The organism is Bacillus sp. es.034 (assembly GCF_002563655.1).
In the GTDB taxonomy this organism is placed as follows: Bacteria; Bacillota; Bacilli; order Bacillales; family Bacillaceae_B; genus Rossellomorea.
Map to the genome: position 1 here is coordinate 2,847,135 of NZ_PDIY01000001.1, position 16,778 is coordinate 2,863,912.

At 41.6% G+C, this 16,778-nt stretch carries 17 protein-coding genes; 8 read left to right on the forward strand and 9 right to left on the reverse strand.

Annotated elements, in window-relative coordinates; translation table 11 throughout:
• Positions 1-121: 121 nt before the first annotated feature.
• Together ATG71_RS14595 and ATG71_RS14600 are read right to left on the reverse strand one after the other, a co-directional pair.
• Positions 122-1,264 carry a toxic anion resistance protein gene (locus tag ATG71_RS14595; RefSeq protein ID WP_098440206.1) on the reverse strand — a complete coding sequence of 381 codons (1,143 nt, stop codon included), beginning with the start codon at positions 1,262-1,264 and terminating at the stop codon, positions 122-124.
• A 14-nt stretch (positions 1,265-1,278) separates the two neighbouring features.
• The gene (locus ATG71_RS14600) at positions 1,279-1,908 is read right to left on the reverse strand and encodes a 5-bromo-4-chloroindolyl phosphate hydrolysis family protein (protein ID WP_098440207.1); all 630 of its coding nucleotides are present in this window, start codon (positions 1,906-1,908) and stop codon (positions 1,279-1,281) included.
• 259 nt (positions 1,909-2,167) lie between these two features.
• On the opposite strand from ATG71_RS14600, the gene ATG71_RS14605 reads away from it, so the two are divergent.
• Positions 2,168-3,343, forward strand: coding sequence for a D-alanyl-D-alanine carboxypeptidase family protein (locus ATG71_RS14605; RefSeq protein ID WP_098440208.1), 1,176 nt, complete (start codon positions 2,168-2,170; stop codon positions 3,341-3,343).
• Between the two features lie 43 nt (positions 3,344-3,386).
• On the opposite strand, the gene yidC is transcribed toward ATG71_RS14605, so the two are convergent.
• From yidC to ATG71_RS14620, 3 genes are all read right to left on the reverse strand, one after another.
• A complete protein-coding gene (yidC, locus tag ATG71_RS14610; RefSeq protein ID WP_098440209.1) occupies positions 3,387-4,148 on the reverse strand; it encodes a membrane protein insertase YidC in 762 nt (253 codons plus the stop codon).
• Between the two features lie 33 nt (positions 4,149-4,181).
• Positions 4,182-4,463, reverse strand: coding sequence for a hypothetical protein (locus tag ATG71_RS14615; protein WP_098440210.1), 282 nt, complete (start codon positions 4,461-4,463; stop codon positions 4,182-4,184).
• A 222-nt stretch (positions 4,464-4,685) separates the two neighbouring features.
• A complete protein-coding gene (locus ATG71_RS14620; RefSeq protein ID WP_098441844.1) occupies positions 4,686-5,141 on the reverse strand; it encodes a cupredoxin domain-containing protein in 456 nt (151 codons plus the stop codon).
• Between the two features lie 162 nt (positions 5,142-5,303).
• Here ATG71_RS14620 and ATG71_RS14625 point away from each other — a divergent pair, with 162 nt between their 5' ends.
• Complete coding sequence (locus ATG71_RS14625; RefSeq protein ID WP_098440211.1) at positions 5,304-5,651, forward strand: DUF1033 family protein; 348 nt, start codon at positions 5,304-5,306, stop codon at positions 5,649-5,651.
• A gap of 34 nt (positions 5,652-5,685) precedes the next feature.
• Here ATG71_RS14625 and ATG71_RS14630 read toward each other — a convergent pair whose 3' ends face one another.
• From ATG71_RS14630 to ATG71_RS14640, 3 genes are read right to left on the reverse strand one after another with little or no spacing between them, the layout of a single operon-like run.
• Positions 5,686-6,825: a Ger(x)C family spore germination protein gene (locus ATG71_RS14630; protein ID WP_098440212.1), complete on the reverse strand. Its 1,140-nt coding sequence runs from the start codon at positions 6,823-6,825 to the stop codon at positions 5,686-5,688.
• Positions 6,822-7,934 (reverse strand): GerAB/ArcD/ProY family transporter, encoded by a 1,113-nt coding sequence (locus ATG71_RS14635; protein WP_098440213.1) that lies wholly within the window; start codon positions 7,932-7,934, stop codon positions 6,822-6,824. The genes ATG71_RS14630 and ATG71_RS14635 overlap by 4 nt, the downstream gene beginning before the upstream one ends.
• 12 nt (positions 7,935-7,946) lie before the next feature.
• Positions 7,947-9,443, reverse strand: a complete 1,497-nt coding sequence (locus ATG71_RS14640; RefSeq protein ID WP_098441845.1) for a spore germination protein — start codon at positions 9,441-9,443, stop codon at positions 7,947-7,949.
• 160 nt (positions 9,444-9,603) lie between these two features.
• Here ATG71_RS14640 and ATG71_RS14645 point away from each other — a divergent pair, with 160 nt between their 5' ends.
• The 5 genes from ATG71_RS14645 to recQ all read left to right on the forward strand — a co-directional run bounded on the left by ATG71_RS14645 (position 9,604) and on the right by recQ (position 14,423).
• The gene (locus ATG71_RS14645) at positions 9,604-9,735 is read left to right on the forward strand and encodes a YuzL family protein (protein WP_098441846.1); all 132 of its coding nucleotides are present in this window, start codon (positions 9,604-9,606) and stop codon (positions 9,733-9,735) included.
• 218 nt (positions 9,736-9,953) lie between these two features.
• A complete protein-coding gene (locus ATG71_RS14650; protein ID WP_034758928.1) occupies positions 9,954-10,169 on the forward strand; it encodes a cold-inducible protein YdjO-related protein in 216 nt (71 codons plus the stop codon).
• Between the two features lie 144 nt (positions 10,170-10,313).
• Entirely contained in the window at positions 10,314-10,448 is a 135-nt protein-coding gene (locus tag ATG71_RS23785; RefSeq protein WP_286163019.1) for a hypothetical protein, read from the forward strand.
• A gap of 112 nt (positions 10,449-10,560) precedes the next feature.
• On the forward strand, positions 10,561-12,162 hold the full coding sequence (locus ATG71_RS14655) for an amidohydrolase (RefSeq protein ID WP_286163020.1): 1,602 nt from the start codon (positions 10,561-10,563) through the stop codon (positions 12,160-12,162).
• Positions 12,163-12,287: 125 nt separating this feature from the next.
• The gene (recQ, locus tag ATG71_RS14660; RefSeq protein ID WP_098440214.1) at positions 12,288-14,423 is read left to right on the forward strand and encodes a DNA helicase RecQ; all 2,136 of its coding nucleotides are present in this window, start codon (positions 12,288-12,290) and stop codon (positions 14,421-14,423) included.
• Positions 14,424-14,490: 67 nt separating this feature from the next.
• Here the strand turns inward: recQ and ATG71_RS14665 are convergent, their stop codons facing one another.
• On the reverse strand, positions 14,491-16,092 hold the full coding sequence (locus tag ATG71_RS14665) for an ABC-F family ATP-binding cassette domain-containing protein (RefSeq protein ID WP_098440215.1): 1,602 nt from the start codon (positions 16,090-16,092) through the stop codon (positions 14,491-14,493).
• A gap of 419 nt (positions 16,093-16,511) precedes the next feature.
• Here ATG71_RS14665 and ATG71_RS14670 point away from each other — a divergent pair, with 419 nt between their 5' ends.
• Positions 16,512-16,694: a YkvA family protein gene (locus ATG71_RS14670; protein WP_353616282.1), complete on the forward strand. Its 183-nt coding sequence runs from the start codon at positions 16,512-16,514 to the stop codon at positions 16,692-16,694.
• Positions 16,695-16,778: the final 84 nt, after the last annotated feature.

Here is a 16,778-nt window from a genome sequence, read left to right on the forward strand (position 1 = left end):
AGGTTTTGCTTCCTCAGTAGTAAAGGACCATGGTTTCTTCCTATACGAAGAGACCATGGTCCTTTTAGCCATTTCCACGATAAATTCAGAGGGATGACCAGTGCTCATATTATGACTGTGTTTACTTTCTGATTTCGATGAGTTTTTGTTTCAGATCATTTTCCATTGTGACCATTTCCTGTTCGGCCTGTTGTCGCTTTTGTCTGCCTTCTGCCTGGATGGCCAATGTTTCTTCAATGGTGGAAATCAGGTTTTCCTGTGTTTTCTTCAGGGTGTCGATATCTATGATTCCCCGTTCGTTTTCTTTAGCGGTCTCGATGCTGTTTGTTTTGAGCATCTCGGAGTTCTTTAATAGCAGCTCGTTGGTCGTGCGTGATACCTGCTTTTGAGCGGCAACAGCCTTCTGTTGATTCAGAAGGGTAAGGGCGATGGCGATTTGATTCTTCCAAAGAGGAATCGCTGTAAGGACAGAGGCTTGGATTTTTTCTGCCAATGCCTGATTTGTATTTTGTATCAAACGGATTTGAGGGGCGGACTGAATCGTCATTTGCCTGCTCAGTTTCAAATCATGGATACGTTTATCCAGTCGATCAAGGAACTGCATGGTATCATTTACTTCCTGGTAGATCAGCTCATCATCGGTTTCTTCTGCTTTCTTACGTAAAGAGGGGAGAAGATTGTGCTGTATTTCCTCCCGTTTGATTTCAGCAGCGGCAATATACATATTAAGGGCTTGAAAGTAGTCCTTATTTTTTTCATATAAGGTTTCCAATAGTCGGTTATCATCGAGCAAGGTCTTTTTCGAATGCTCGAGTCTGACTGAAATCCGATCAATCTGAGACCCGATTTTTTGGTATTTAGAAAGCACCTCCTGTAAAGAGGATGAAACTTTTCGGAAGAGCTTTTTAAATACGCCTTTCTGTTTCGTATTAAGCTCATCGGGATTCATTTGCTCGAGCTTCTTCATTAAATCGCCTAACACGTCTCCGATCGGCCCGATATCCCGTTTTTGCACATGATCTAACATCGAATGTGAAAATGTAGACAGTTGAGTCTGGGCCGCTGTTCCATATTTTAGAATGGCTTCATAGTCCTTGTAATCGATTTGTGCTGCTAATTGTTTGGCTTTTTCCTGCTGTTCTTTAGGTAAACGGTCAAGTAACAGGGGGGACTTAGTTTCTTCGTTCACAGCAGGCATTTCTTCCCCGAACGGGTTCGAAAGCAATAAATCCAGTTCTGATTGTTCATTTCGTTGTTCCATCATATAACCTCCGACCTTTATTTGAGATCTTTTTTGTGCGATAAGTGCTGATTGGCGAAATTCAGTTCAATTTGCAGGTGATCCATGTCATCTGCCAACACTTTCTGTAAATCATTTTCCAAGGAACCTGTTAAATCGTCCAGCGTCGTACGGGTTTGCTGGAGAGACAGGAAGGTTTCTTTATTTTTACCAGGCTGGGAAGCCAGGAACGTATACTTCTCGGTAATTTCCACGACAGAATCTAAATGGTAGAAAAAGAAGGACTCAGCTGAAAAAAATCTCTTAGGCTCTTTTCTTACAAGTTGGTAAATTCTTCTGCTTAATCGGTTGATCTCAAGGATTTGCTTAAAAGCTCCGAGAGACCTTACCCTTAACTGCTGCCGTTGCAGCCGTTTTACCTTTTCTTTCGCTTCCTTTAAGTTCCTGTTTATATATCGAAATTCCTGTCCGGAAAGACCATTTTTATTCAACCACCATTTTTTTTGAAGAGCCTTAACGATCATGAAAAAGAGTATCCCGGTACCTACACCCGATAAGAGTGTAAGAGGAAATCCCATGTCAAAGAGGAGTAAGTAAGCGATAAAACTGCCGGTCCCCACACTGAAAGAAATGACGGTCCTTAATATAAATTGCAGAAATGTGTTCATTTCATCTACCCCTTAATAAAGATGCTTATCATACTTACGTTTCATCGTGTAAAAGGTTTCATATCTATACTCTCATTTTAGTGGAAACGAAGGAAAAAAGGAAATAAAGTATCAATGATGGAAGAAAAATCGGGGAAATATGTAAGGAATTAGCATCATTCTTTCAATTTCTTAACATTTTTATATTGAATGATTATAGGAAATCCTTTTTTGGTAGAATGGGTAATTGAGACCAATGACAAGACAGGTGTGTGGATATATGAAAAAGGTTATTGTGCTGATCTTTCTTTGCTCCATTACCTCAAGCGTTTCAGCTCAACAAAATGCAGTAAAAAGACCAGGAAATATTTATAGTGATTCGGCTATTATAATAGATTCAAAAACAGGGAGCATCCTGTACTCTAAAAATGGTACTAAACAAATGAACCCTGCAAGTATTACAAAAATTGCAACAGCGATTTATGCGATTCAGCATAGCGATCTCGGTGACAAGGTGAAAATCAGTGAGAAGGCAAGCCATACCCAGGGTTCCACTGTTTATTTAGCTGCCGGTGAAACACTGACTATGAATCAGCTGCTTCAAGGGCTGATGGTGAACTCGGGAAATGATGCCGCCGTTGCCATCGCTGAACATACCGAGGGTTCTGTAAAACAGTTTGTAGATAAATTGAATCTCTTTCTTAAGGAGGACGTGGGGGTCCGGGATACACATTTTGAAAATCCTCATGGACTTTATGGGGAAAATCATTATACAACCGCCTATGATATGGCCAAAATTACAAGCTACGCATTACAGAATGAACAATTCAGGGAGTTATTTGATATAGACTCCCTGGACTGGAAGGCTGAAGGGTGGAATACCACGCTTTATAATCATCACAAGATGGTGAAGGGGGAAATTCCTTATCCTGATGTGACAGGAGGGAAGAATGGGTTTATAGACGAATCCCGACACACCCTGGTGACATCAGCGGAAAATGATAAACTTTCGATCGTGGTCGTCACGATGAAGGCACAGTCCAAAAGAGCCATTTATTCCGATACGAAGAAACTGCTTGATTATGGGTTGAATCAGTTTGAAAGGAATTATATCCCTAAGGAGACTGTCTTTCAATTGGACGGCACTTCTTATGATTTGAAAAAGGATATTCCATTTACCCAGCCTGTAAACGGGAAGATCACACAGAAACTTGCCGCAAGTGGTGAGTTGTCCCTTTATAACCAGGATCATGATGAATTGCTTTCAACCATGTTGACACCGGTGAAAGGAACAGCCGTAGCCCACACAGAAGCGATTGCTTCGAGTGAGCACAAGGGGGGACTATTCGGGAAGGAATGGAGCGGGCAACTTTTATTTTACCCGTTTATCATTTACATGGCCCTTCTATTCATTGCAGGGACGTCCGTGTTTCGGCCAGGGTCATTCAAAAAGTAAGAGTTGAATATAGAACAAAAGGGAGCCGGCAGGCTCCCTTTTGTTATTGACTTTCCTGTTTTTCTAATGCTGGCTGCTGATGGTAAAGGGTCTTGCCGATCAGGGTCTGCAGAATGAGGAATGCGCCACCGACCGTCCAATATAGCGGAAGTGCAGCAGGTGCGTTAAGTGAAAAGATGAAGATCATGACCGGGGACAGAAGCCCCATTATTTTCATCTGTGCCTGCTGCTCTGCAGGGATGTTCATCAAGGAAACGCGAGATTGCGCCAAGTACACAACCCCGGCAATAATCGCCATGATATGGTCCGGTTGTCCAAGATTGAACCATAGGAAAGAGTGACTGGCAATTTCTGAAGATGAACGGATCGCATAATAGAGTCCAATCAGGATCGGCGTTTGGATCAATAACGGCAAACATCCCATATTAAGAGGATTTACACCGTTTTTTTGATAGAGCATCATCAATTCCTGCTGAAGCTTTTTCTGTTCTTCTTTATCCTTCGTTTCTTTGATCTTCTTTTGGATCGCAGACATCTCAGGCTTGATCAACGCCATTTTCCCTTTCATATCCTGTTGATTCTTATACGTTTTAAGCATAAAAGGCAGAAGAACAAGACGAATAAGAAGGGTGATCACGATAATGGCCACGCCAAAGTTCCCGCCAAGGAAGGTTCCAATTTCATGAATGAGAAATGAAAATGGATTGACAAGATAGTCATGAAAGAATGCTCCTTCAGTGGTGGCAGACTGGCATCCAGTCAAGGTGAATAATAGTAAAACGAAAATGAATGAAATTTTTTTCAATGTTTTTTCCTCCTCTGTACATATGCTTTTCTTTTACATATATACAGAAGAGGATTCTTCATCATTATCAGTGTGATAGAATTGAAACTTCATACAGGTTGTAAACCATACTCTGGCAGGTAAGGCTTCATTTTCTGCTACCTGCCTGACAATGAGGTTGTTTCCTTCCAGCTTTTTATCATAATATTGTGTATAGAGATGGAATGGTGATGGACACCGATCCCAGATCAATGCCAGTATGAATAAAAATACGATACTAACATGCAAAGGACTTAAGTAAAAATCCAATAAGTCTTGTACAATAATGAATGTCAATGGAGAAGACTCCTTTTACTAATCTAGTTGCATTAATAATTGATGAATGATCATTTTATCACATTAACAGTATACTGCGAAATGCGGATAGAATCCATGGTAATTGTTTATACGATTTTGTGAACAAATGGTTTCATTGATAAAAGATTACTGTGAGAGCATGTTAAAAAGGTCTCTATGTGGCAAACCACTCTAGAGACCCCTCATTTCTATAATCATGCGCTAATCAACAACGATATAAGCAATCATCGGACCATTATTCTCGATGGTTTCGTGCATTTCACAAATAAGTCTGTATGTTCCTTCCTTTGCAAAGGTTACATCTACCACGGTCTCTTTCCCTTTTTTTACAGTACCTTTAATATCCGTGCCCTCAATGTAAAATGGGTGTTCCATACCGTTTACTCCGTAAATGCGCAGTTCAACCTCCCTGCCTTTCTCGACAACAATGGTCCCTGGGTCCCACCGATATGCTTCGATTTCCTTGCCGTCGGGTGTTTTCGATTTGAACTCGCCGGTTACAAGCTGAATGACTTGTTTTTTTTCCGTTTTCTCCGATAATGACACTGTGGGATATGAGTTTTTGGAAGATAACGACCAAACCGTACCGACTGTAATCACCAGGATTGTCACCAAAATGGCAATGATGGAACCTTTCTTCAATACAATGAAATTTATATGATTTCCCTCCTCGTCAGACAGCATAGTACTTTTCTATTAAACCTATGCTTGTACGTCAGGGAACTTGTCAATAATTTTATAGGAAGGCCTAAGTTAAATATTTTTCTTTCTGGTTGATTTTATGTACAATTTGGACAAGGTAGCAAGGAGGGTGAAGCAATGGATATTACATGGAGAGTTATAACGACAAAAAGTGATGCAGAGCCATGGTGGTTTTTTGAAGGCTGGGAAAAGGATATTAGAAGAGATTGGACGTTTGATAGCAGGGATGAAGCTGTTGAAACCTTTCTTTCTGAACTGAAACGATTCAGTGAACATTATCCAAAGGCAAAAACGAAGAAATTTCACTCCATAGCATTTTGGGATCCGGAAGAGGTGTATTTTTGCGAAGCCTGTGATGATGATCTGCAGGTCTATTACGGATTGGTCATCTTTGAGAACGATCAGCCGATGGAGATCAAGGATGACTTGATCATCAGAGAAATCACCGATATAATGGAACAATAGGTCTATCCGATATCGGATAGACCTGTTCCCGTTATTAATCGATAACACCTGTACGGATGATTGTGTTATTCACCTTCACATCAAAGGTGGCCACTTTATACAGTTTGTCCCACTGTTTCCTTGTCAAATCCTCGTTTCCCCTGACACTCCTGTACTCCATTCCAAACCCAATCGGATCGGTTCCTTCCTCTTGCAGCATCAGGAGGATATCCTTAATGTTCTTTTCAATATAATTCTCAACTTCCTCTTCAACCAATTGCAGTGCCTTTGGTTTAGAGAGCTTCAATTCTTCACTCATTTCAAGTATTCGCGACTCAATATTCAATTCGACCTTGAATGAAGCCCGTTCTTTTTTTTCTGTTTGAATCTTATAGGAAGATTTAATGCTGTCGATCATCATATATACTTTGTTGTCATCGGGAGCTGCAGGTAGGCGAGATAAATAGGGCTTGAACTTATCTAGAGGTAATTCAACCTCAACACTCCCTGCGTTGTAGTCTTCCATCAAAGAACGGATGAAGAAGATTTTGTCTTTTTTAATTTCTTTAATGAACTTATCTCTTGTGAATAATGCGAAGCCATCTATCCCGACTTTTCCATTTGCAGCCTTCAATAATGGAAGGATGGGGTCTTTACCGACGCTTCCGTAATCAGTGATGAATTCCTGGAGGGTTGGGGAAACAATCATCTCTGATTCTACGTTTTGCCTGACTAAATTGTAAAGGTAGGTCCCCCTATTCGAAGGTCTTTCCTCCATCTGATACCTCAATACTTCTTCAGCCGTGGTATCGGCTATCGTTAAATACACCATATTTCCGATTGCGGAATCTCTTTCAAGGGTATCCACCAGGTGGGAAATCCCTCTGGCTGCAAGGTCCCGGCCGTATACAACGATCCTCAACTGGCCAGACACAAGTTTGTGATCAGACTCTAGATTTTGTGATAACCGAATACCTTTACTGGTTTTCGACGTAGTGGAGAGGACCTTTTCAACATCCTCCATGGCAGGGTTGAATTGATAAAGGACCAGCGTCCCCGTGATTTTGTTATCTTCAGCCTGGTCATACCCGACGGCAGTGATCAGACCCAGTTTTTCTAAATATTTCGTTTCTACACAGCTGCTTAAGAAAATTGAAGGAAAACAGACCAAAATAAGTAACAAGACTTTATTCATATATCTACACCCTTTTTCTTGTTCCCGATATGTTTTAATTTAACCAGGATAAACAGGAAAGCGGGGTACATGAAAGAGAGAAAAAAACTTACAGTACCCACCTTATCAGTAATGGTATTCATCGTTATTCGTTCATGAACGAATAACGACAATATCCATAGGATAGCTGCGAAGAGATAGATGGCTTTTTTTTGGGAAAAATGAAAGACTCGTTTCATTCCCCTGGTCGCTACCCAAAAGTACAAGCATATGTTTGGGAGGATGACTAACATCCAGAAGGAGACGGCAATGAATTCGAAACGCTCCAGGTTTGGGATCCTCAAGATTTTGAACATGGATAGAACGGGCCAGATTGTCTTTAAGAGAGCGTCCTCTGAGAAGAATCCAATGCTTACAACGGTCACCACGGTGAATAAAAAGGTTGAATACCCGGTACCGATGAGAGCGTATTTTAATACTTTTTTCTTTTCCTTTATATAAGGATAGACAAATAACACCAAGTCAAAGCCAATGATGGTAAAACTCGTTTTATAAGCACCCATCATGAGCTCCTTTGGAGAGGAAGTCAAGACTGGCAGAAGGTGATTGAAGTCCATGAATTTAACCGGGGTATATATCATGAATAATAGCCAAAATGCCAGTATCAGACCTAAAAACGCAATTCCCACGACCACTCTGATCCCCCCTAGAACACCATAAACAAGTAAGAAGATGAGCAGTCCCATCAATAGCCAAGTCGGCATTCTCGGGAAGATCCAAGCTTGCACCATTTCGATGTAATTCATCAGGATGACATAGGTCACGCTCAGGTAAAAAAGAATATAGAGTACATTTACCCCTTTACTGATCCACTTTCCGTATATGTCCATATGAATCCCATATAAATCTGCACTATCATAGGTTTCAAGCGTTTTAACCATGAGGAATAACACAAAGGAAACAAGAATGCCGGCAATGATCACCGAAATCCAGGCATCTTTATTGGCCTCCATATAAATGATCCTTGGTAACCCTGCAATTCCTACCCCGGTTTGTGCAGTATGTAAAATAAACATAAGTAAAAACGCATTAAACATCAGCCGCTCTTTAGGATTCACATTGATCTCCATAAACATCACCCTTTACTCGTCGACGTCTTTTTTCCTCTTTGCTTTTTTGATCGGGATGCGCCCCTTGTCAATGGGATGGTTGGAAACGGGACGTTTGACAAAATACTGATATGGCATGCGGAATATGCTGTATTTCAAATCGGAAAATCTGAATGGATAGATGGGAGATAAATAGGGTCTTCCCAATGTTGTGATCTTCAGTAAATGAATCAAGATAAAGCAAAAGCAAAACATGATTCCGACGCCGCCATATAATCCTGCCATGACGATGATCGGGAAACGAATGATCCGAACGGCAGTCCCGATGGCATAGCTGGGAGCCGTAAAAGATCCAAGAGCGGAAATCGCAATGATGATGATCAGGATATTACTGGTGAATCCCGCTTGAACTGATGCCTGTCCGATGACAATACCACCCACGATTCCCATCGTCTGTCCAACCTTGGTTGGTAATCTGGCTCCGGCCTCTCTTAACAATTCAATGATAAACTCCAATAAAAGGGCTTCGAAGACCGGGGGGAAGGGCACATTTGACCGAGACTGCCCCAATGATACTAAGAGTGCAGAAGGAATGACTTCATAATGATACGTTAGGACGGCTACATATGCCGGAGTCAAAAGGATAGAAAAAAAGATCGCTACAAAGCGGATAAACCGGAGAAATGTACCCATATTCCATCTCATATAAATATCCTCGGTAGATTCAAAGAAATTTATGAACGTGGAAGGTCCGATTATCGCCGTGGGACTGCGATCCACGAGTAAAGCGATTTTACCGTGAAGAAGGGAGATGGTGCACCGGTCGGGCAGCTCTGTTGTGATGAATTGGGGGAAGAAGGTGAAAGAATTATCCTCAATCAATTGAGCAAGGACAGTTGAATCCACAATGCTATCAATTTCAATATCTGTCATCCGCTGTCTGAATGTATTCACGTTTTCTTCCTCAGCAATATCCTTGATATAAACCATTTGTACCTTTTTTTTCGTTCTGGATCCGATCATAAAGGTCTCGACGCATAATTTAGGATCGTTGATATTTGAGCGAATTAAATTGAGATTCTTCGTTATGGATTCAGTGAACGAGATCTTCGGTCCAAATACCAATGATTCGGTTTCTGCCTTTTCAAGTGCCCGTGTACCTTTATCTGCCACATCCGCTAAAACACCGTGGGTATCTCCTTCTTTAAAGATATAAGCGGTCCCATTCACAAGATTGTCGACAACATCAGTAATGGCATTCGTTGTTGTAAGCTTTGGGATATTAATCGTATCTTTGATCAGGTGATAGTCCAGCTCTTCGCTAGATTCCTCTATTGGTCTGACAATGCTATCCTGCATGGAAGTGGGGTTAATCAGATCGTCGAAATAAGCCACTGCGATTTTTTGATCCCCTTTTGTGATGACCCTGAATACTAAGTCTTCACTGTTGCTCAACAAAGCAAGCAATTCCTTATGGAAGATCTCGATATCAAAGCTGTGGGGAAGGCCTTGATCTATACTCTTCTTCATTTCTCTTCGTTTGAACACAGACCTCAACACCCTAAAAGCTTAATTTAATGATTAGATTTCCCATGTAACCGTTTCTTACTCATTGAACGGGCCGGTTTTTCTACAGCGATGTACATAAAATAAGAGGTTCATGGGAACGGTAGAAATGGAGGTGATTTCGATGAGTAACAGGAAAAAGGATGCATCAAAAGCCACTCTCGGTTCTTCTCAAGTAGAAGGGCAAGGCACGACAAGTCAGGAAATGCCAGGTGGGGTGAAGGTTCCTTCCTCAAGGAGCAAAAAGAAAAAATGAATCGTTCTTTCCATCTTTACATAAAGCCCATACTTTAGTGATGGTATATTAAAATGGAGTCAAGTATGGTATAATGGAAATAATCGATGCATTTTATCCGATTATTTAACGTACTATTACTGACCACATACTATCTGCAGCATAAATTACCACAATCAATATTTTCCTGTTAGAAAGCATAGCAAGGAAATCCTACTTACCTTAAAGGAGGACGTTCAATGGCTTTTGGTCGTAGAAATCAAGTTGAGGAAGAAATAAAAACAGAGGAAACAAAGATTTGGGCTTGTTCCGCTGAAGATTGCAAGGGCTGGATGAGAGACAATTTCAAAAGTGAAGATACACCTAAGTGTCCGCTTTGTAAAGAAGATATGGTGACTTCCACTAAAGTACTGCAAGTGGTTGATAATCCCCATCCAACAATGAAATCATCCTGATTGAACGTAAGGAACCAATCCCCGGATTGGTTCCTTTTTTCTATCCTGATCGTAACTGTTTCTTGAATTGCAAAAAAATGATTAAACTCTTTTTTTACATTTGAATAGTATGTAATGTATTTATGTATTAAAGGAGGGAGCATCATGTCCAAGAAAGATAAAGAAGCGAAAAGTACTTCCGTTGAAAATGGGCGTAAAGAAACTGTATGGGACGGTTTTTGGAAGTTGTCCAAACCAGTTGACGAAAATAAAGAAGAAAAAACAGTTAGATGGTTCTGATTCATTGAAGGGGCTGTACATGCGAAAATGCATGTACAGCTTTTTTTACGTTTAATCGAATCGGGTTGAGGTATAAACAAGAATATACCTAACTTTAAGGAGGAAGTGCCTTGTGAAGATTTCGAATGTTCGATTATATGACGGCCATGAATATACCGACCCCACTAAGAAATATAGTGTAACGATTGAGGAGGGGAGGATAAGGGAGATCACAGAAGGGGAAAGAAAAACCGAAAACGGGGAAACGGTCGACGGGATGGAAAGAGTGCTTTCCCCGGCATTTCATGATTCACACATGCATTTTTTACGATATGGATTAATGAAGAGGGAACTGGACCTTAGACATGTGACAAGTTGGGAAGAAATGAAAAAGGAAGTTCTTGAATATTATCCTGAGATGGAGAAAGGGGATTGGGTCGTAGGAAGAGGCCTTGATGATAGTGAGTTTAAGGATCGAGATGATCTTTTGACCGGGAAGGATCTGGATGAATTGCATTTACATACGTATATGTTTTTTCTTCATCAGGACGGCCATGAATGCATTGTGAATCATAAGGTCATGGAATTACTAAAGGATGAAGAGGAATTCAACGAAATTCCTGATGCTTTCAAAGAAAAAGATGACAGTGGGGAATGGACAGGTCGTTTCAAGGATAGTGCCGTACATTTCATCAAACATCATTTCCGGAAGAGAAGCAGTGAAGATGCCAAGGATGCAATCAAACTCGGAATTCCTCATATGCTCAAGCATGGGATTACGACCATTCACACGGACGACCTGAATTTCATAGGGTCTTATGACCGGTTGTGGACGGCCTATACGGGTTTGGAAGAAGAAGGGGAATTACCGATCAGAGTATATTTGCATCATTACATCTTTAAAAAACAGCATCTGCATGATTTTCTCGAGCGCCATCAAGAACGGACAGGCGAAGGTACAGAACATGTAAAAGTAGGCGCTGTGAAGATTTTCCTTGATGGGACTCAACGTCTTCATACATCGGCCATGAGGATCCCTTATAAGGACCGGCCTGATACAAACGGCATCTTGATCTATTCCCAGGAAGAGCTGAATGAACTGGTAAGGCTGGCAGGTGAAAATCGAATGCAGGTGGCCATGCATGCCATCGGTGATCAAGCGGTAGAACAGGCGATTACCGCACTCGAACAGAAAGAAGCGCGAACCGATACGTATCATCACAGGATCATCCATGCTCAAACCTTGGGGGAGGATTTACTATACCGGTTGGAAAAACTCAAACCCACGATTGAAACTCAGCCTTCTTTCTTGATGGGGGAATGGGACCAAAAAGTAAAATGGGTAGGGGAAGATCTTGCTCCCTATTGCGATGCATTTAAAAGTATCGTAAACCGGGAAATCCCCTATACATTAAGCTCGGACTTGCCTATTGGTTCCATCGATCCCTTCGAGGGGATGTTTGCAGCCGTGAATAGGACCGACCTTACTGGAAATCCATCAGGTGGCTGGCAGCCCCAGGAAAAGCTGACAGTGAATGAAGCGTATAGGGGATATACGTCCATGCCCACCATCATCGAATTAAATGAACCACATAATTCAGGAACCCTCTGTGAAGGAGAACGTGCAGATTTCATCCTGCTGGATCGACATCCAATGGAGGTTACAAGCGATGAATTAAACAACATCAGGGTAATAGAAACATGGCATAAAGGTAAGAAGGTTTATTCATTATAAGTATTTCGCCCCCTCAAAACGGAGAGAAGAGGGGGTTTTTTCGTGGGAACTTTGGACTTCCTATTGGCACCTCCGCTTTTCTTTAATACAATATAGGGACAAGAATATCATTTGGAGGGAAGATTGTGATCACAGAAGCAAAAAAAGTATTAAAGCAATACTTTGGTTATGATGAATTCAGGGATGGTCAAGCAAGTATCATTGAATACATATTAGACGGGAAAAACACAGTCGGCATTATGCCCACTGGCGGTGGGAAATCACTTTGTTACCAGATTCCCGCACTTATGCTCGATGGCGTGACCCTGGTGATCTCACCCCTTATCTCGCTGATGAAGGACCAGGTGGATTCATTGATTCATCAAGGGATTCCCGCTACCTACATTAATAGCACCCTATCAACCAGTGAAGTAGAGAATAGAATGGAAGAGATATCAGCGGGGGAATACAAGCTTGTTTATATTGCTCCCGAGCGATTAGAATCTTATGGTTTCCTTCGTTTCCTCGATAGTTTGCCCATTCCCCTTGTAGCTGTTGACGAAGCCCATTGTTTATCCCAATGGGGCCATGATTTCAGACCAAGCTATTTAGGGATCTACAATGCTGTGAACCAACTCCGTGCAAATCCGGCGATTCTTGCTCTTACAGCCACTGCCACTCCCCAAGTGCAATCCGATATTCTTCATCACTTGCACATTCCGGAAAAATACAAAGTATTAACAGGATTTCAGAGGACGAACTTATTTTTCCAGGTAGTAAAAGGAGAAGATCGAAAGCGTTGGGTAGAAGGGTATGTAAAAAAGAATCAGCAGCATTCAGGCATTATCTATTGTGCGACACGCAAAGAAGTTGAAAACCTTTATATGTTTTTTGAGAAAAAAGGAGTGGCCGTCGGGAAATATCATGGCGGGCTTTCTGACGCATTAAGGCAGGACCAGCAGGAAGCTTTCCTGAATGATTCCATCACGATCATGATAGCGACCAATGCGTTTGGAATGGGGATTAATAAGTCGAATGTCCGCTTCGTGATTCATTATCAAATTCCGAAGAATATGGAGGGATACTATCAAGAGGCCGGCAGGGCAGGCCGTGATGGAGTGGATAGCGAGTGTGTGTTATTGTTTTCCCCTCAGGATATCCAGACGCAGCGGTACATCATTGATCAAAATATCATTAATCCGGAATTGCATCAGAATGAGATGCAGAAATTACGTGACATGGTTGATTTTGTCCATACCGAATCCTGTCTACAGAACTACATACTCGCATATTTTGGGGAACGCGTAGAGGAACCCTGCGGCCATTGCAGCAATTGCCTGGATGAGAGAGAATCCGAGGATGTCACAAAGGAAGCACAAATGGTATTATCCTGTATGATGAGAATGAATGAGAGGTTTGGAACCTCCCTTATCAGTGGTGTGTTGACGGGATCAAAGAATAAGAAAATCCTTGAATGGGGATTCGACCGGTTATCCACCTATGGACTAATGAAGGATCAATCTCAGAAAGAAGTCGGACTGTTCATCGATTATTTGATATCTGAAGGGGTCATCCAGGTGGAAGGGGGCAGTTTTCCCGTTCTGAAAGTGTCATCCAAGGGAAAAGAGGTATTGATGGGAGAAAGAACCGTATCCAGAAAGGTACAGCCTACGGTTTCTGGCATTATCCCTAAGGAAGATGGTTTATTTCAGACCCTCAGAGTCCTCAGGAAAACAATTGCAGACTCAGAAGGGGTCCCGCCCTTTGTCATTTTCTCGGATAAGGCATTACAGGATATGTGTGTGAAAATGCCAAAAACCTCAGAAGAATTTCTTCAGGTAAGTGGAGTGGGGGAAAGCAAGAAGGATCGCTATGGAGAAATGTTCATTGCGGAAATCTCAGCTTTCTTAGAAGAGAATCCAACGCATCAGGTGGAGACGGTCAAGCCGGTACCTGCACCTGCCCGGAAGGCAAACCATTCTGATACGGCATCCTATTTGATCAGTTATGCCTTATTTAAGGAATACAAAGGAATTAAAGAAATTGCGAAAGAGAGGGGGATGAGTACGGCTACGATTGAAAACCACATCATCCGTACCTATCAGGAAGGGATCCTTGATGACTGGAGCATCCTATTTACAGATGAAGAGGAAAGCCTGATTGAAGAAGCAGTTTCAAAGGCAGGGACAGACCTCTTGAAACCAATAAAAGAAGAGCTGCCTAAAGAGATCAGCTATTTTCAAATCAAAGGGTATTTAGTGAAGAGCGGACAAAGTTCATAGCCCTTATCACACATAACAAAAAAGCAGATGCCGATTTTTCGGCATCTGCTTTTTTGTTTATATCATGTTACGCCTTCATGGCAGCCTTCATTTCCAGGAATTCATCATAGGTTGTTTCTTTATCGATGACACCGTCTTCGGTGATTTCGATAATGCGGTTCGCGATTGTTTGAATGAATTGATGGTCATGGGATGCGAAAATCATCGCCCCTTTGAAGTTGATCAATCCGTTATTCAATGCTGTAATGGACTCCAAATCCAAGTGGTTGGTAGGTTCATCAAGCAGAAGCACGTTTGACCCGCTAAGCATCATCTTGGATAACATACAACGGACTTTTTCCCCTCCGGAAAGGACACTCGGTTTCTTCAATACTTCTTCACCTGAGAATAGCATGCGACCCAGGAATCCACGAAGGAAAGTTTCACTCTCATCTTCCGGTGAGTATTGGCGTAACCAGTCCACAAGGGAAGGTTCATTTCCTTCGAAGTATTTGGAGTTTTCATTCGGGAAGTAAGCTTGGGATGTCGTCACGCCCCACTTGAATGTACCGCTATCGGGTTCCATTTCCCCTGCAAGGATTTTGAAAAGAGTGGTCTTGGCAATTTCATTCGCTCCGACAAGTGCGATTTTATCTTCTTTATTTAAGATAAAGGAAACATTGTTTAAGACCTTTACTCCATCAACTGTTTTTGTAAGACCTTCCACACGCAGGACATCGTTTCCGATTTCACGCTCCGGCTTAAATTGTACATATGGATAACGACGTGAGCTTGGTTTGATGTCATCCAATGAAATTTTCTCCAACGATTTTTTACGAGAAGTGGCTTGTTTCGATTTAGATGCATTTGCACTGAACCGGGCAACGAATGCCTGAAGCTCCTTGATCTTTTCTTCCTTCTTCTTATTCTGATCCTGAGCCATTTTCAGTGCTAATTGACTGGACTCATACCAGAAATCGTAGTTCCCGACATATACTTGGATTTTCCCAAAGTCAAGGTCAGCAATATGTGTACACACTTTGTTTAAAAAGTGACGGTCATGGGATACGACGATGACTGTGTTCTCGAAATTGATCAAGAAATCTTCTAACCATTGAATCGCCTGGATGTCCAAGTGGTTGGTAGGCTCATCGAGTAAAAGGACATCCGGCTTACCGAATAGTGCTTGTGCCAATAATACTTTTACTTTTTCTCCACCTGTCAGTTCGGACATTTGTTTCGTGTGAAGATTTTCGTTGATTCCCAAGCCTTTTAGTAGGATGGCCGCTTCTGATTCAGCTTCCCAACCGTTAAGCTCAGCGAATTCACCTTCTAATTCTGCCGCTCTCATGCCGTCTTCATCAGAAAAATCTTCTTTCATGTAGATAGCATCTTTTTCCTGCATGACTTCATATAAACGGGTATGCCCCATAATGACAACTTTCAGCACTTCATATTCTTCATATTCGAAGTGATCTTGCTTTAAGACAGCAAGTCGCTCTCCTGACCCCATGGATACATGGCCGGTCTGCGCTTCGATTTCTCCTGAAAGAATCTTTAAAAATGTTGATTTACCAGCACCGTTTGCTCCGATAAGTCCGTAGCAATTCCCTGGATTAAACTTTATATTCACGTCTTCGAATAGCTTTCTATCACCAAAACGTAAGCTTACATCTGATACCTGAATCATATGTGAAATACCTCCTAATACTCAATCTAAAAGATTATAACACGCGAGTATGCTAAAAAGATAGAGTGTTGAGAGGAACAGTGATAAATTTACGGGGTATTTACATAAGTGAAGATAGGATTTGAAGAAGAACAAAAGGCAACATTGTATAATATTTTTTACCAAGTGATTTTTGGCTCATTTCCCCTTTCAGCTTTTGCTGAAAGGCGAGGGAAACGTTCGTTTCCCTCGAATGAGCCAAAAATCGATGCTATGTAGTAATTTATACTTTCTGTTGGTTTGTTGTGCTATGATAACGAAAAAATACAAAAAGGTGATAACGGATGATAAGGTTTTTGAAGCGGGTGCGGTTTCTTTTTAATGTTCGCAGATCGGTTCCGTTTTTGGTTGATTTTTTTCGTTCCAGGGATGTTTCCGCGGTGAAAAAGGGTTTATCGGTGGGATTGGTTGCATTCTATATCTGGCTGCCGTTGGATGTGATCCCGGATGTGTTCCTATTACTGGGAATTGTCGATGATCTGGCTGTGTTTACCTTCATTCTTCAACTGATGGTAAAGATGGCCCCTGAGGAGTTACAAAAAAAATATGAATTAAAGAATTGACAAAAAAGCGCAGACTAATCTTCCTTCTATCGAAGAAACCGAAACCGGCCAAAAAATGGGCATCCGGATTCGGTTTTTTCTTTT

Coding starts and splice junctions, on each gene's coding strand:
- ATG71_RS23785 (WP_286163019.1), top strand. CDS start 10,314: ATGTCCAAGAAAGATAAAGAAGCGAAAAGTACTTCCGTTGAAAATGGG.
- ATG71_RS14650 (WP_034758928.1), top strand. CDS start 9,954: ATGGCTTTTGGTCGTAGAAATCAAGTTGAGGAAGAAATAAAAACAGAG.
- ATG71_RS14635 (WP_098440213.1), bottom strand. CDS start 7,934: ATGGAGATCAATGTGAATCCTAAAGAGCGGCTGATGTTTAATGCGTTT.
- ATG71_RS14595 (WP_098440206.1), bottom strand. CDS start 1,264: ATGATGGAACAACGAAATGAACAATCAGAACTGGATTTATTGCTTTCG.
- ATG71_RS14625 (WP_098440211.1), top strand. CDS start 5,304: ATGGATATTACATGGAGAGTTATAACGACAAAAAGTGATGCAGAGCCA.
- ATG71_RS14600 (WP_098440207.1), bottom strand. CDS start 1,908: ATGAACACATTTCTGCAATTTATATTAAGGACCGTCATTTCTTTCAGT.
- ATG71_RS14665 (WP_098440215.1), bottom strand. CDS start 16,092: ATGATTCAGGTATCAGATGTAAGCTTACGTTTTGGTGATAGAAAGCTA.
- ATG71_RS14640 (WP_098441845.1), bottom strand. CDS start 9,443: ATGAAGAAGAGTATAGATCAAGGCCTTCCCCACAGCTTTGATATCGAG.
- ATG71_RS14630 (WP_098440212.1), bottom strand. CDS start 6,825: ATGAATAAAGTCTTGTTACTTATTTTGGTCTGTTTTCCTTCAATTTTC.
- ATG71_RS14605 (WP_098440208.1), top strand. CDS start 2,168: ATGAAAAAGGTTATTGTGCTGATCTTTCTTTGCTCCATTACCTCAAGC.
- ATG71_RS14645 (WP_098441846.1), top strand. CDS start 9,604: ATGAGTAACAGGAAAAAGGATGCATCAAAAGCCACTCTCGGTTCTTCT.